Origin of the sequence: Thalassorhabdomicrobium marinisediminis, assembly GCF_003072065.1 — a bacterium.
Classification (GTDB): domain Bacteria; phylum Pseudomonadota; class Alphaproteobacteria; order Rhodobacterales; family Rhodobacteraceae; genus Octadecabacter; species Octadecabacter marinisediminis.
Genome location: NZ_QCYG01000014.1, coordinates 18,145 through 32,207 on the forward strand (window position 1 = coordinate 18,145; position 14,063 = coordinate 32,207).

Sequence of the window (14,063 nt, forward strand, 5' to 3'; positions counted from 1 at the left end):
CGGCAGGGATTGTTACAGGGGTCTTTCATCGTAGTGAATGGATTAAACATGCACCTGGAACCTACCCTTCTGCCCGACGTCATCATCTTGACCCCTGCCCGCTTTGGCGATCATCGGGGGTTCTTTTCAGAAAGCTGGTCACGTCGGGCAATGGCTGAGCATGGGTTGGATCTGGACTTTGTGCAGGACAACCATTCGCTCTCGGCCGCCGCCGGCACCGTGCGTGGTCTGCATTTCCAGACACCGCCCCATGCCCAGGACAAGCTGGTGCGCTGTGGACGCGGGGCCTTGTTGGATGTGGCCGTAGACATCCGCCACGGCTCCCCAACCTTCGGGCGGCACGTGGCCGTTGAACTCTCTGCGGAAAACGGGCGTCAGTTGCTGGTGCCCAAGGGCTTTGCCCATGGCTTCGTGACCCTCCAGCCCGAGACGGAAATCATCTACAAATGCACCGACTACTATGCGCCGGACTGTGATGCGGGCCTGCGTTGGAACGATCCGGCCCTCGGCATCGAATGGGGCCTGTCCGCACTGGATGCAATTCTGAGCGACAAGGATCAAACGGCCCCGCTACTGGCCGATCTGCCGGTCTATTTCACCTATGCCGCTCAATAACCGAAAAGGGGTCAATTCATGAAAGTTCTCGTCACCGGCGGGGCCGGTTTTATCGGCTCGGCCGTCGTGCGTCACGCCATCGCGCAAGGACACAGTGTGGTGAATCTGGATGTTCTGACCTATGCCGCCTGCCTCACCAACGTTGCCTCTGTAGCAGGCAGTCCGGCCTATGCCTTCGAGCAGGTAGACATCCGCGACCGCGCAGAACTCGACCGGGTGTTCGCCGCCCACCAGCCTGATGCGGTGATGCATCTGGCCGCCGAAAGCCATGTGGACCGTTCGATCGACGGTCCGGGCGATTTCATCGAGACGAACATCACCGGGACTTACCACCTGCTTGAGGCCGCTCGCGCCTATTGGTTGGCCTGCGATCGTTTCGAGGGGTTCCGGTTTCATCATATCTCCACCGATGAGGTTTTCGGCACATTGGGCGATACGGGACAGTTCACCGAGAGCACGCCCTATGACCCCCGCTCGCCCTATTCTGCCTCCAAAGCCGCGAGTGACCACCTCGTTCGCGCCTGGTCTGAGACCTATGGCCTGCCGGTTGTCATGACCAACTGCTCCAACAACTACGGCCCCTTCCATTTTCCTGAAAAGCTCGTGCCAGTGGTGATCCTGCGCGCCCTCGCCGGAGAGCCCATTCCGGTTTACGGCGAGGGGCTCAACGTGCGCGACTGGCTCTATGTCGAGGACCACGCGGATGCGCTTTTGACCGTCCTAGAAAAGGGAGAGCTTGGCCGCTCATACAACATCGGCGGCGAGAACGAGGCGCGCAACATCGACCTTGTGAAGATGATCTGCGAGATCCTCGACGTCAAGCGCCCACAAGAGACCCCTTATGCCGATCTGATCACCTATGTCGCCGACCGTCCGGGGCATGATTTGCGCTATGCCATCGACCCCACCCGGATCGCCACCGAACTGGGCTGGCGGCCGTCGGTGACATTGGAGCAGGGGTTGGAGAAGACCGTGCAATGGTATCTCGACAACGAAGACTGGTGGCGCCCCCTGCAAAATCGGGCTGGTGTCGGGACGCGGCTGGGGACCGGTTAAGGAAAGAAGGCTACCCGCCCAGTCAAAATCCTGCTATCCCTGCTGCGGGTCGGATTAACGCGACCATCGAGGCGAATAGCAGGATAAGGCAAAATGCGGGATCACTCCGACCTTCAACAATTAAACGAAACCTCTCTTGTGCAGCAGTCAGCTGTGCGACGGGCGACCTTTTCACCGTCGGAGGTCAAGGCGCTGCGGCCCTTCTCGATATGGGAAATTAGCCAGTTCATGTTCGGCATCCCGGCGGATACCTTGCGCAAGAAATTGGCTGAGGACCCCTCTCTTCCCCAAGGAGAGGTTGAAGACGATGGCCGCCAACGCTGGTTCTCACTAGATGAAATTAACACCTTACGACGGAGGTTGCGGTTTCGGGGCAAACAGCTTTTGCCACAACGTCCCAAGGGCCGTGCGATGCGCGTGGCGGTTAGCAACTTCAAGGGCGGCGTTGGCAAGACCGTTGTAGCGCAACATCTGGCCCACGCATCAGCCCTCGACGGCTACCGCGTGCTTTGCATTGATTTTGACCCACAGGCGACGCTCACCCACTCCATGGGCTTGCATGAGGTCAATGACTGGCAGACCGTCTGGGGCATTATGTGTCGTGATCTGTGCCGCGAGGCGGATCGAATCGCCGATAATTATGACGACCCCGCGGACTGCCCCTACCCCAATGCCAGCCAGTTGCCGCAGGACGTGCAAAGCATTGGCGCGCAGCGGTTTCAGGATTTCATCCAGCCGACTTGTTGGCCTAGCATCGACATCATCCCCTCCTGCGCCAATGCGGCTTTTGTCGAGTTCGCGTCAGCCCAATACCGTGCATTGCACAAAGCCTGGACCTTCTTCGGCTGCGTGTCGCGTTACCTCGAAGAGTTACCCGACGATCAATACGATATCATTATTTTCGATTGCCCGCCTGCCATCGGGTATCAATCTCTAAACGCGGCGTTTGCAGCAGATATCCTCTATGTGCCGTCGGGGCCTGGCTATTGGGAGTACGACAGCACAACCTCGTTTCTGGGGCAGTTGGGGGACGCTTTGGCTGATATTGCCGACGGTTTTGCAGGTTTGGCAACTGATGCTGGCCTAACGCTCCCGAAAGAGTTGCACGACATACGCTTGGTGATGACGCGCTATGAGGCGCACAACCCCTTGCACGAGGCAATGATGCAGGCTTTCCGCAATGTGTTTGGCGACGACGTTTGTGAAAACCCGATCGAGATGACCCGTGCGGTCGAGCAGTCGGGCCGGTTTCAGATGTCGATTTATGAGCAGGACTATCGTCACATGACCCGCGAGACGTGGAAGCGCGCGAGGCAAAGCTTTGATCGCGCCTATGAGGAATTCAAACAGACCGTGCTCGCCGCATGGGAGGTTGAGGCAAGCAAATCAGCCCAAAAGGATGTCGCATGAGCACCCGTAATAAATTTGGCTTTGGTCCACTCGACGCTACTACGACGCCCTTAAAAACAAACTCCAAGCGCAACCGAAGCGTTGGCCCGATGGGAGCCGCCGTGCGTGAGACCGCTGGGAGTTTGCAGGACAGCACTGGCGCTCTAGCCGAACAGCGACGCAAGAACGCGGCCGACGCGAAGGCCTTTGCCAGTGCGCGTGAAAGCGGGTTGGTGCTGGAACGGGTGCCATTGAGCGAGATCAACGCCAATGATTTGCCGCGCGATCGCCTTGACCTCGAAAGTGTCGCCGCGTCAGACGAGATGGAAGAACTCAAGGCTTCCATCCGGAGTCGCGGACAGCGCGAACCGGTTGAGTTGTATCGTGACTCGAGAGGGCATTTTCAAATCAAGAAAGGCTGGCGCCGCTTCACAGCGTTGAGCCAACTTTTGGCTGAAACCGGCGACACAGAAGCGTATGGCCAGATCGTCGCCCGTGTCGAAGCAGAGGGGGCGGACGACCGTATGGCGCGCTACGTCGATATGGTCGAAGAGAATGTCATCCGAGAGGATTTAAGCTTTGCGGAAATGGCCATGGTGGCAATTTCTGCTTCGCGGGATGGTGCAATCGAAGGGGCTGATCCCGAGGATCTCGTGCCGCGGCTCTACGCATCGTTACACAAGATGAAACGCTCCTACATCAAAAGCTTTGTCCTGCTGCTGAAGGCCTATGGGCCAGACCTGAAATTCCCCAAGGCGATTCCACGTAATTTGGGTGTCGAAGTGGTACGCAAGGGTGGGGGGGTGCCGTCGAACGACTTGCGTCGAGCCCTCAAAGCGGCTGAGACCCCAGAAGCGCAAAATGCTGCGCTATCTGCGTATGCTTCACAGAGTACCGAACCAACGACGCCGGCCCGAAAGCAACCGCGAAGCCTGCAAGTCGGCTCACTCAAAGTCGAGGCACGCAAGGGGCGGATAACCCTTTCAGGAAAAATCGACTACAGAGCGTATTCAGACGCGGACCTGACTAAGGCCATTGAAGCTTTCGCGGCCGCGTTGAAAAATGGATGAGTGGTAACCCACGGGTTACGTAAACCAGACTGGGTAGCCCGTGGGTTACTGACGACCAGAGCACCTACGGCTACCGACTTGCGCCGGAACAGTGATGAATCTCCGATGGGGCGGACTGCTTTGACGCCCCTCTCAGTGAGATGAGGCTCCCAAGACAATGATAGTAGGCGGGTAACGTTCAAAGCCCAGTGTCTGGGCGTAATTAGTTCCCCGATATGTAGGCGATGTTAAAGTGGTCTAGGTGGTGCGGTCTATGTAACAGCATAGAGCACTTTGGTATCCCGGTGCCGCAACGGATCAGGCGGGTATTCATAGTAGATGCTTCACGGCGGGGCAGGGTGCCCTTGATTATGTTGTCCTTCTGGCGTTTTCGTCGTTGATGGGATGGAGACACCGGTAACAAAGGCTCATGCTTTATAAATGAAAACTAGTAGCCTGCCAGGGCTTTCGGCGAAAGATGCTTTTTACTCAAACAGGTATTTGACCCTTCGCCATGATGAAGAATGATGAGGTAAAGGTGACATTATCTTGAGGTTGATCGTCATCTGTGACAACCACCGCGTCACGATAGGGCTGCTCAACTTCAGGTGCTGTGCCCGTAGAGAGGAATCCTAAGATGAAACGTAAGGGTATTATTCTTGCCGGTGGCTCAGGGACGCGGCTTTATCCGATTACCGTTGGCCTCTCGAAACAACTCCTGCCACTCTATGACAAGCCGATGATCTATTATCCGTTGAGCGTGCTGATGCTCGCGGGAATCCAGGACATTGCGATCATCACCACACCCACCGACCAAGAGCAGTTCATCCGAATTTTGGGGGATGGCAGTCAGTGGGGGCTGAACCTGACTTATATTGAACAGCCCAGTCCTGACGGATTAGCGCAGGCTTACGTGCTGGCCGAGGGCTATCTCCGCGGCGCGCCATCAGCGATGGTACTGGGCGACAATATCTTCTTTGGTCATGGCCTGCCCGAAATGCTGCATCATGCGGACGAACAAACGCAGGGTGGCACTGTCTTCGGCTATCACGTCTCAGACCCCGAACGCTATGGTGTGGTCGGGTTCGATGCGGATGGCACCGCGCGTGAGATAGTTGAGAAACCGGAAGTGCCTCCGTCGAGCTATGCGGTGACGGGCCTGTATTTTCTGGATGGCGATGCTCCAAAGCGGGCCGCACAGGTAGTCCCCTCTGCGCGCGGCGAGCTGGAGATCACGTCGTTGCTAGAAATGTACCTGACGGAGGGTCTGCTGAACGTAAATCGCATGGGGCGCGGTTATGCTTGGCTGGACACCGGCACCCACGGCAGCTTGCTTGATGCGGGCAATTTCGTACGCACATTGCAGAAACGTCAAGGTATGCAAACCGGAAGCCCAGACGAGATCGCCTATGAAAAAGGCTGGATTAGTGCTGATGCACTGGCCGAACGGGCGCGTCTTTTCAGTAAGAACGACTATGGAAAGCATCTGTCTGATCTCCTGACCCATTCGGATTAATCTTCCATAGTTGCATCTGTCATGACGCTTCATGGGAAACGTAGCAGGACAATACCGCATATGATCAGGCAGCTTCGGCAGGTCTTCGCGCGTTATGTGGACCGCAAAATCCGAATGGTGGGGCAGGGCACCCCCCTGATGCAACCAGACGGCACGTCAGTTGGTCATGTGGACCGTGTAGAGTTGCGAGACGGGCGGTTATGGCTTGTAGGCTGGGCCGATGCGAAACGAGTTTTGGTATCGCAGAATGGGCTGCAGGCTGAAGTGCGCCCTGATTTGGTCCGGGACGACGTGTTGCAGGCCAATGGCCGGATCCGCACTCCACGCCCGGGTTTTTTGGTCAGCCTACCCTATCGGGCTGGGCCGGTGGCGTTGGCCCTTGAGATGGGGTCTGATGTTCAGGTGTTTTCCTTGCCAGCTCTACAGATGGCTAAAGTACGCAAGGAGCGCCGCCGTCATCTTGGGCCTTTCCTAATGCGGGTGCTTTGGGCGCTACCATTGGCGATCCGCTACAAACTGTGTCGCAGTCCAGTACACAAGGTTGTGTTACGTCAGCAAATCAAGCGACGGCTAGATCTGAACGGTGACGAAATAGCTCCAACCTCGAACCTTAACACTGGCTTGTTTGTCAAGGCAGAGGCATCGCAGGCGGACTTGGAGCGGGATGTCATGCAAACTGGCATCACCATCATCCTACCAGTTTATAACGCTTTGGATCTGGTGCAGGAATGTCTGGCTCGCGTGGTGCAGCACACTGATCTTGATTGGCACCTGGTGGTAATTGAGGATTGTTCGACTGACACCACCGTGCGCCCTTGGCTGGCAGATTGGGTGCAACAAACCAATGCGAATGCTCCGGGCCGCATCACCTTGATTGAAAACCCTGAAAACCGTGGTTTCATCGGATCGGTCAACAGCGGCTTCAACGTGGCGCTTGAACGCGGCAATCCGGTGGTGTTGTTGAACTCGGATGCGTTTGTGCCAGTCGGTTGGGCCAGCCGCTTGATCCGACCTCTGCTCTCTGAGCCCGATGCAGCCAGCGTCACGCCGATGTCGAATGATGCTGAAATTTTTGGCGCACCTCTGATGTGTGTCCCCGTGGCTTTAAGCCTCGGGGAGGCGGATGTGATCGACAAGACAGCAGCTACCTTTACCCGCACCGCCAGCTTTGCCGAAGCGCCGACAGGTGTTGGCTTCTGTATGGCGATGCATATCGACTATCTGCGTCGTTATCCACAATTCGATATAGCCTTCGGACGTGGCTATGGTGAAGAAGTCGACTGGTGCCAAAAAGTCCGCGCCGATGGTGGCCGACATCTCGGGCTAGCAAGTCTTTACGTAGAACATCGTGGCGGCCAGAGCTTCGGCAATGCCGAAAAACTGAAAAACATCGCCGCCGCCTCGAAGCTCGTAACCAACCGCTATGAGACTTACGATGCCGATGTGCAGGACTTCGTCAGACACGATCCGCTGCATACGCCACGCTTGGCCCTGGCCCTGGCCTGGGCTGCGGCACGGACGGCGGGGCAGGGGCTTAGACTCCCCGTCTATATGGCCCATGACATGGGCGGCGGAGCAGAGCTTTATCTTCAACAGCGGATTGCCGACGATCTCGCCGAGGTCGATCAGCCTGACGCAGCAGTGATCTTACGCATGGGCGGTCCGCGCCGATTTCAACTTGAGGTGTATTCCCTCGGGGGTGTGACGGCCGGAGGTACTGACGACTTTTCCCTGGTAAAGCGGCTCTTGGAGCCCGCATTGAGCCTGCATTTGGTTTACTCCAACGGCGTCGGAGACCCTGATCCGGTAGCGCTGCCCGGTTTTCTGCTCGATATGAAGCGGGGCGCTCAAGACAGCCTCGAAGTCTTGATGCATGACTTCTTTCCACTCAGTCCGTCGTTTAATCTGCTCAATGCACATAACCGATTTGAAGGCGTTCCGGACGCATCGATACGCTCGCCAGTGCATGAAGTCCGACGCCCTGATGGGACACTGATCAAACTGGCTGAATGGCGCGCGGCTTGGGGGGCATTGCTGAACGCTGCTGATGAAGTGCGCGTCTTTTCCAATGACGGAGCGGCCCATGTGAAGGCAGCATATCCCGAGATCACGCCAACAGTTGTGCCCCATACCATGAGCGACCTTCCCGCTCGAATTCCTGATCCACAGGGCAGGGGGGCAGTGATCGGTGTTCTGGGCAATATAGGGTTGCCTAAAGGTGCACCTGTGCTCAAGGACATGGGAGAGCAGGTTGAAAAGGGCGGACTTGTTCTAATTGGCAATATTGATCCCGCTTATAATCCTGGCCCGAACGTGATTGTGCACGGTGAATATACCCTGGCCGAACTAGAGACGCTTGCTCGCAAGTACGGCATCAGTTGCTGGCTGATCCCCTCAATCTGCCCTGAGACCTTCAGCTATACTACCCAAGAATGTCTGGCTACGGGCCTTCCGGTTTGGTGTTTCGATCTCGGCGCACAGGCCGAGGCAGTGTCTCGTGCGGTCGCCAATGGGGGGCGTGGGGGGATCTTGCCGCTAGAGTGGGTCGGTCAGCCGCGCAAAGTTGTAGAGCGCTTGACTAAGCCCGCGATCGAATCCACTTGATGCCCGCGCTGCCGATCTGTCTGGCCTAAAAATCAAGAATATCCCGGTGATAACGGCGCAAGAAAATCAGCCCGAACAGCATCAGGATCGCGCTGACCCCGAACAAATATGCGTAACTGACGTAGCTGCTATCATAGGTAGGATAGAAACTGTCTCGCATTTTCCCCACTACATGGATTAGCGGATTCCACCATAGGTAATCTCGATAAGGCTGCGGAACGTTATCAAAGATGAAAATTACGCCGGAAAGCAGCACGAGAGGGCGCGTCAGGATCGACCAAACGCGTTGCCAAATCGGAAAAGCTGTAAACAAGACCGCATTCACCGTACCGACGCCAAAGGCCAGCGTTGCCCCCATAACCGTCGCAAGGGCGATTCCCGATACTTGCGGAATCGTACGGGTTTCAAACATCATCAGGATTCCTACGAACACCACATAGCTGACCATGATCTGCGTGAGGAAATTGACAATGAAACGCCCTAGAAGGGCATCCAGAAACGTAACGCTGGGGTAGTTCAATAACGGTTTAGAAAACAGCAACGCCATCGCTACCTTGTTCGAAAGATCCGTAAACATCATGAAAGGCACCAGTCCTGTGGCGTAGAAAATTGCGAAGTTGGTACCTATCGCTGGGTTTCGAAAGCCCAGTGAAAACAAGGCTGATAACAATGCGATGCCGGCGGCGGGTTCGATGACTGCCCATAAGTAGCCCCCAGGAGACCTGCCGTAGGACGTTGCCATCTCACGCATCACCAAAGCCGAGATCGTACGTAGGCTGGCAAACCGGCGGCGGGTCTGGGTCGGTCGCTGCGCGGGGGGGAGCTGGCTCACGTCGGAGTCCTACAAACAGGATAGGGGGGTAGCGGTCGCGCTTAGGCTAATGCTTGCCGGAGGTGGTGACCAGAGCCCCTGCTACCTGCTACAATGCAGGCTTTGCGCTGGTAATTCACAGCCTAGAACGGTAGCGTTTAGCAGCAAATTCAATGGCTGGAAAGATCGCTCGTGACGACACCTTCGGACGCGTCCCTAAAGGGTAATCCTGTGCAACCAGCCTCGGCCCGGAACGATGCTAGAACTCCAGCGGGAAGCGTGCAATCCAGTGCACCGGCCCAGTCGACTCCGCCTCAGAAGGAGGCATCGGGTACCAAGCAGCCTCCACACAGGCCATATCCTGCCAAACCAGCCGATCTTAATCAAACACATGGTCCGGAACCGCGACCAAAGGCTAACCCCAAGACCGCCCCCGGTTCAGGGAAGCCCGCCTCGAATTCGCTTCAAAAATCCGAGCCGAAGCCAGCCTATACACCGGAGACCGTCCGCTCAACGCCTGCAGGTCCAGCACGGATGCGCAGGCGACACTGGGGCATCATCTTCAGTTTTCTATTACTTGTACTGGCGCCTATCGGTGTGGCTGGCTGGTACCTCTATGACCGCGCAGCGGATCAATATGCCTCGACGGTGGGGTTTTCTATTCGTCGAGAGGAGGGGGCCTCCGGAATGGAGCTTCTGGCCGGTTTGTCAGCCATGGGCAGTTCCTCTTCTACTGACGCGGACATTCTTTACGAATTTATCCAAAGCCAGAAACTTGTCGCTGATATTAATGCACGGATCGACTTGGAGGCAATGTGGGCTATTCCTCACGAAACAGACCCTTATTTTAGTTATGATCCGGAAGGTACGATAGAGGATTTGGCGAACCAATGGGACCGCAAGGTGCGGATTTTCTATGACAGTGGAACAGGCCTGATTGAAGTGCGCGTTCTCGCATTCCGCGCCGAGGATGCCCATACTATCGCCCGCGCGATCTTTGAGCAAAGCTCGGCCATGATCAACGCGCTGAGCGATATCGCCCGCGAAGATGCAATTAGCTATGCTCGCGCCGAACTCGAAGCTGCTGAGCAACGGCTGCGCGATGCTCGTGCCGCTGTCACGGATTTTCGCAACCGTAACCAAATTGTCGATCCTTCGGCGGACCTACAGAATCAATCAGGTCTGTTGGGTAATCTACAGGCGCAACTCGCCGAAGCCTTAATCGATGTTGATTTGCTAACCGAAACCACGCAGTCGGGTGACCCGCGAATAGAACAGGCTCGACTGCGGGTACGGGTCATCCAAGACCGGATTGCCGAAGAACGCCGTAAAATGGGGATCGGCGATGGGGTCGCGGGCGGCACGGCCTTCGCGGATCTCATCGGTGAATTCGAACGCCTAAGTGCAGACCGAGAGTTTGCCGAGAGCGCTTATACCGCCACGCTGGCGTCATTCGATGCAGCACAGGCCGAGGCGCGTCGCCAGACCCGGTATCTGGCCGCCCATGTGCAACCGACATTAGCCGAACGGGCAGAATACCCGCAGCGGGCAATGTTGCTCGGCCTCGTGGCGATGTTCATCTTCGTCGTCTGGTCGATTCTGGTGTTGGTGTACTACTCACTCAAGGATCGCAGGTAGAGTTCCAGCGATGATCTCATTGGAACACGTAAGCAAACATTTTTACATGCGCGGCTATCGCAAGACCGTGCTAAAGAATGTTAATGCCACTTTTCCCAGCGGGAAAGCGGTGGCGCTGCTGGGGCGAAACGGTGCTGGCAAGTCAACTCTTATGAAACTGATTGCAGGAACGGTGAATCCTTCAGCAGGTCGCGTTAAAATCAGCGGCACAGTTTCTTGGCCTGTCGGTTTTGCAGGCTCGTTCCATCCGGAACTGACGGGCGCCCAGAATACTCGGTTTCTAGCACGAATTTACGGTACGGATGCGGACGAATTGGTCGACTTTGTTGCCGATTTCTCTGAGTTGGGCCGTAGTTTTCACCAGCGTTTCGGTGGCTATTCCTCAGGAATGAAATCCCGACTGGCGTTTGGTGCGTCAATGGGGATCGACTTTGACACCTATCTAGTAGACGAGGTGACGGCCGTAGGCGATCAAGCATTTAAACAAAAAAGCCAAGCCTTATTCAAGACAAGGATGCGCCAGTCTGGCGCGATCGTCGTTAGCCACTCAATGCCCCAAATCCGTGATATGTGCGATGCGGGCGCCGTACTCGAAGGCGGAAATATAGTCTACTACAACGATATAGAATCGGCGATCGCTCATCATCTTCATAATATGAATGTAACTCCCGCGACTAATTAAGTTGGCGATTAGAGTCTCTGAACAAGTGTTGACACTAACTTCTTTGAAGGAGGTGATCAATTAGCTGCATTAAGTCTGCAAGCGTAACGTTGGGTCGATTCGCGCCATTCTCAATCGGAGTGTAACATTCTAACCGGTATGGGTTTGCTCGGCCAAGTCGCTTAAAAAGATTATCAATTCTAGGCTGAAGGATCCGGATCACAGTGCGCCGATCGGCATCACTGAGAAAGAATGGTGGGCGATCGGCCATTCTCTGACTGGCTAACTGGTAGAGCTTGATCTGCTCAACTTTGCCCATCTGAGAAAATTTGGCGACTCGCATCATCTCAGTTACCACCCCAGGTACACTTTCATTAAGGCGAGAAGGCATGGGCAGTGCATCCGCCGACAAGCCCAATATCCTAAGCATCTGCACGACACTGCTGCCGTCCTCGTACAGTCGGATGATGGTGTTCTCCTTACCAAAAGCGTCCATCCAAGGGGTTACGCAGGCTTCGAAATCCATATCACGATCCAGCGCGCAGGGATCCTCCACAAAATGGCCAATTCCTCGGACAAACCTGTTTCCGGGCTGTTTCGCTTTTTGGTTGTATATTGACACCAACAAGGTGTCGGGACGGCGCAAAGTCGCTAAGATATGGATACGCTCTGCATCCAGTGCATTGCGTAAAGCAATTATACTCTCACTGGGGCAGGAGAAAAACTCCTCGCTCGAAATAAATGATTTTTTGCACTCACTCTTGGCCATAGCACGGTTCAATTTAGCTGCTTCGCTGGCCAGATCAGGTATATCTCCCACACTTGGATCGCGCATGCCTTTCATGGCGAAAGCCAACCGATGTTGCGAATGATGGTACCAGTTGGTTCTTGGATAGAGCACACCCAGTTTGTGCAAAGTGCCAGCCTGACCGTCAAAACAACTTTGAAGGGATGTGGTGCCAGTCTTATGGGCGCCGATGTGGATATACAAGTCGCGCATTTTGAGGCCTCAACACAGTGCGTTTGGGCCTTCCTAGAGAATATTATTCTTAAGGGAAAGCACGGCGGGATCGATAGACATCTAGAGTTTGGTTTTGTCTTTCATTGCATAGGTTCGGATGCGGTCCAGGTAGGTTTTGACGGTTGCAGAAAGACAGGATAGCAGGACGTACCTATGCTTTTAGAGCCCATATCCGCTTATGTCTGTCTGTTCGCCATCTGTGTTGATTGTCATGTGCACCTACAACGGAGCGCGCTGGCTGCCTGAGCAGCTCGCCAGCATCGCGGGCCAAACCCATAAGAACTGGACACTTGTGGTAAGTGATGACGGTTCGACTGATAATACTTGCAATATCGTCCGAACCTTCGGGGAGACTTATCCCGTTATCCTTTACGAGGCCGCGAACCAGAACGGAGAAACTCGGTCATTAGCTCCATCACAACGGGCCGCTCGAAATTATATGCAAACCTTGTCACGTCCCGATCTTCCGTTGTCGCCCAACAGCTATCTGGCTTTGTCGGATCAAGATGACGTTTGGTACCCTGACAAGCTGGCCCACGGGCTAGGTGTTCTAGCTAGCGCAGAAAACCAGTTTGCGCTATATGGCGGACAATCGCGGCATATTGACCAAGACGGGCGCGTGCTAGCACATAGTCACCCACTGCGGCGAGGCGCGGGGCTGCGCAATGCGTTGGTGCAGAACGTGATCTCCGGCCATAGCGCAATCCTGACGCCTCAGGCAACTACCCAGGTGCGAGACGCTGGAGTACCTGTGGGGATATGGTATCATGACTGGTGGATCTATTTGTTGTTATCGGCAATGGGGGCACAGGTTATCGTAGATGACCATGTGGGGCTGGATTACCGGCAGCACGCCGGAAATGTTATGGGAGCTGGCCGCGGACACGCGGCGAGGCTGCGCCGCTTGCGGCAGATATTCAACGGCGCGTTCGGTCATTGGATACATGCTAACCTTACCGCACTTAATCGCCACCAGCATAGTCTAACGCCACAAGCCCGCACTAGCTGTGCCGCCTTGAAAACCAGTCCGATCCGTGCCCAGGCGTTGTGGCGTAGCAAAGCCTACCGACAAAACCCCATTGAAACCATGTGCCTCTTGCTCGCAGCAACGATGCGTAAATTATGATCCTGACCTGCCCACCACGTGTCCCGCACTCGTAGCGACAGTTTGAAGGATTGATCTTGATAGTTGGGGGTTCTGGGTAGTGCATTGGACCTGTCGCGGTTTGATACCGCTCCTTTGATAGCATTTACTGCAACAAAGGAGACGAACTTTGGGCAAGGGAAGAACTGTACGAATTCAGCAAGGATGCAGTGCGAATTGCGCTGACCAGCGGGCTGACGCGGCGGCAAGTTTCCGATGATTTGGGCGTTGGGCTTTCGACGCTGAACAAGTGGGTGACAGCGCACCGCGACACGGATGTGGTATCGCCCGAGGATCGCGAGCTTGCGCGGGAGAATAAACGGCTTCGGCGCGAGAACCGCACCCTCAAGGAGACAGGGACATCTTAAAAAACTGTTCCGGTCCGCAGCCCACCTGTGCGCTATATAAACGGCCTGTGCTATGCTGTGCCCGAAGGGCAGTTGCCGATGGCTTATTGGTGGGCTGGACCCCTTTAAAAAACGGTAAGACCGCATGTCTTTTTTCAGCGGCGCGCGCATGACGGTTCAGCTTGTATCCTGATCGCATGGCGGCAAGTGCC

The 14,063-nt window shown here is 55.6% G+C and carries 12 protein-coding genes and 1 pseudogene; 10 read left to right on the plus strand and 3 right to left on the minus strand.

The features are described from left to right. The first annotated feature begins 48 nt into the window (after nucleotides 1-48). From rfbC to DC363_RS16440, 6 genes are all read left to right on the plus strand, one after another. Nucleotides 49-615, plus strand: a complete 567-nt coding sequence (rfbC, locus tag DC363_RS16415; RefSeq protein WP_108642245.1) for a dTDP-4-dehydrorhamnose 3,5-epimerase — start codon at nucleotides 49-51, stop codon at nucleotides 613-615. A gap of 18 nt (nucleotides 616-633) precedes the next feature. After that, nucleotides 634-1,671 carry a dTDP-glucose 4,6-dehydratase gene (gene rfbB, locus DC363_RS16420; RefSeq protein ID WP_108642246.1) on the plus strand — a complete coding sequence of 346 codons (1,038 nt, stop codon included), beginning with the start codon at nucleotides 634-636 and terminating at the stop codon, nucleotides 1,669-1,671. A gap of 93 nt (nucleotides 1,672-1,764) precedes the next feature. Then, nucleotides 1,765-3,081, plus strand: a complete 1,317-nt coding sequence (locus DC363_RS16425; RefSeq protein WP_108642247.1) for an AAA family ATPase — start codon at nucleotides 1,765-1,767, stop codon at nucleotides 3,079-3,081. Then, nucleotides 3,078-4,130: a ParB/RepB/Spo0J family partition protein gene (locus DC363_RS16430; protein ID WP_108642248.1), complete on the plus strand. Its 1,053-nt coding sequence runs from the start codon at nucleotides 3,078-3,080 to the stop codon at nucleotides 4,128-4,130. The genes DC363_RS16425 and DC363_RS16430 overlap by 4 nt, the downstream gene beginning before the upstream one ends. A 616-nt stretch (nucleotides 4,131-4,746) precedes the next feature. Further along, entirely contained in the window at nucleotides 4,747-5,625 is an 879-nt protein-coding gene (gene rfbA / locus DC363_RS16435; RefSeq protein WP_108642249.1) for a glucose-1-phosphate thymidylyltransferase RfbA, read from the plus strand. A gap of 60 nt (nucleotides 5,626-5,685) precedes the next feature. Then, a complete protein-coding gene (locus tag DC363_RS16440; protein ID WP_241963053.1) occupies nucleotides 5,686-8,229 on the plus strand; it encodes a glycosyltransferase in 2,544 nt (847 codons plus the stop codon). 25 nt (nucleotides 8,230-8,254) lie between these two features. On the opposite strand, the gene DC363_RS16445 is transcribed toward DC363_RS16440, so the two are convergent. Further along, nucleotides 8,255-9,061, minus strand: a complete 807-nt coding sequence (locus DC363_RS16445; RefSeq protein ID WP_241963054.1) for an ABC transporter permease — start codon at nucleotides 9,059-9,061, stop codon at nucleotides 8,255-8,257. A 666-nt stretch (nucleotides 9,062-9,727) separates the two neighbouring features. On the opposite strand from DC363_RS16445, the gene DC363_RS16450 reads away from it, so the two are divergent. Next, entirely contained in the window at nucleotides 9,728-10,678 is a 951-nt protein-coding gene (locus tag DC363_RS16450) for a KpsE/RkpR family capsule polysaccharide export protein (RefSeq protein ID WP_146180817.1), read from the plus strand. Between the two features lie 10 nt (nucleotides 10,679-10,688). Then, nucleotides 10,689-11,360, plus strand: a complete 672-nt coding sequence (locus tag DC363_RS16455; RefSeq protein ID WP_108642251.1) for an ABC transporter ATP-binding protein — start codon at nucleotides 10,689-10,691, stop codon at nucleotides 11,358-11,360. Between the two features lie 34 nt (nucleotides 11,361-11,394). Here the strand turns inward: DC363_RS16455 and DC363_RS16460 are convergent, their stop codons facing one another. Then, a complete protein-coding gene (locus DC363_RS16460) occupies nucleotides 11,395-12,339 on the minus strand; it encodes a hypothetical protein (RefSeq protein ID WP_146180818.1) in 945 nt (314 codons plus the stop codon). Between the two features lie 232 nt (nucleotides 12,340-12,571). On the opposite strand from DC363_RS16460, the gene DC363_RS16465 reads away from it, so the two are divergent. Together DC363_RS16465 and DC363_RS16470 are read left to right on the plus strand one after the other, a co-directional pair. After that, nucleotides 12,572-13,486: a glycosyltransferase gene (locus DC363_RS16465; RefSeq protein ID WP_158270898.1), complete on the plus strand. Its 915-nt coding sequence runs from the start codon at nucleotides 12,572-12,574 to the stop codon at nucleotides 13,484-13,486. A gap of 148 nt (nucleotides 13,487-13,634) precedes the next feature. Then, nucleotides 13,635-13,857 (plus strand): annotated as a pseudogene (locus tag DC363_RS16470) (transposase); the annotation flags it as partial. Here the strand turns inward: DC363_RS16470 and DC363_RS17045 are convergent. Continuing rightward, a partial coding sequence (locus DC363_RS17045) for a hypothetical protein (RefSeq protein WP_206749375.1) occupies nucleotides 13,850-14,063 on the minus strand: 214 nt, incomplete at its 5' end. The pseudogene DC363_RS16470 and the gene DC363_RS17045 overlap by 8 nt on opposite strands.

What these genes read in the sequence shown, in the direction of transcription:
- DC363_RS16440 (WP_241963053.1), top strand. Translation starts at nt 5,686, where the DNA reads ATGATCAGGCAGCTTCGGCAGGTCTTCGCGCGTTATGTGGACCGCAAA.
- DC363_RS16430 (WP_108642248.1), top strand. Translation starts at nt 3,078, where the DNA reads ATGAGCACCCGTAATAAATTTGGCTTTGGTCCACTCGACGCTACTACG.
- DC363_RS16455 (WP_108642251.1), top strand. Translation starts at nt 10,689, where the DNA reads ATGATCTCATTGGAACACGTAAGCAAACATTTTTACATGCGCGGCTAT.
- rfbB (WP_108642246.1), top strand. Translation starts at nt 634, where the DNA reads ATGAAAGTTCTCGTCACCGGCGGGGCCGGTTTTATCGGCTCGGCCGTC.
- DC363_RS16465 (WP_158270898.1), top strand. Translation starts at nt 12,572, where the DNA reads ATGTGCACCTACAACGGAGCGCGCTGGCTGCCTGAGCAGCTCGCCAGC.
- rfbC (WP_108642245.1), top strand. Translation starts at nt 49, where the DNA reads ATGCACCTGGAACCTACCCTTCTGCCCGACGTCATCATCTTGACCCCT.
- DC363_RS16460 (WP_146180818.1), bottom strand. Translation starts at nt 12,339, where the DNA reads ATGCGCGACTTGTATATCCACATCGGCGCCCATAAGACTGGCACCACA.
- rfbA (WP_108642249.1), top strand. Translation starts at nt 4,747, where the DNA reads ATGAAACGTAAGGGTATTATTCTTGCCGGTGGCTCAGGGACGCGGCTT.
- DC363_RS16450 (WP_146180817.1), top strand. Translation starts at nt 9,728, where the DNA reads ATGGAGCTTCTGGCCGGTTTGTCAGCCATGGGCAGTTCCTCTTCTACT.
- DC363_RS16425 (WP_108642247.1), top strand. Translation starts at nt 1,765, where the DNA reads ATGCGGGATCACTCCGACCTTCAACAATTAAACGAAACCTCTCTTGTG.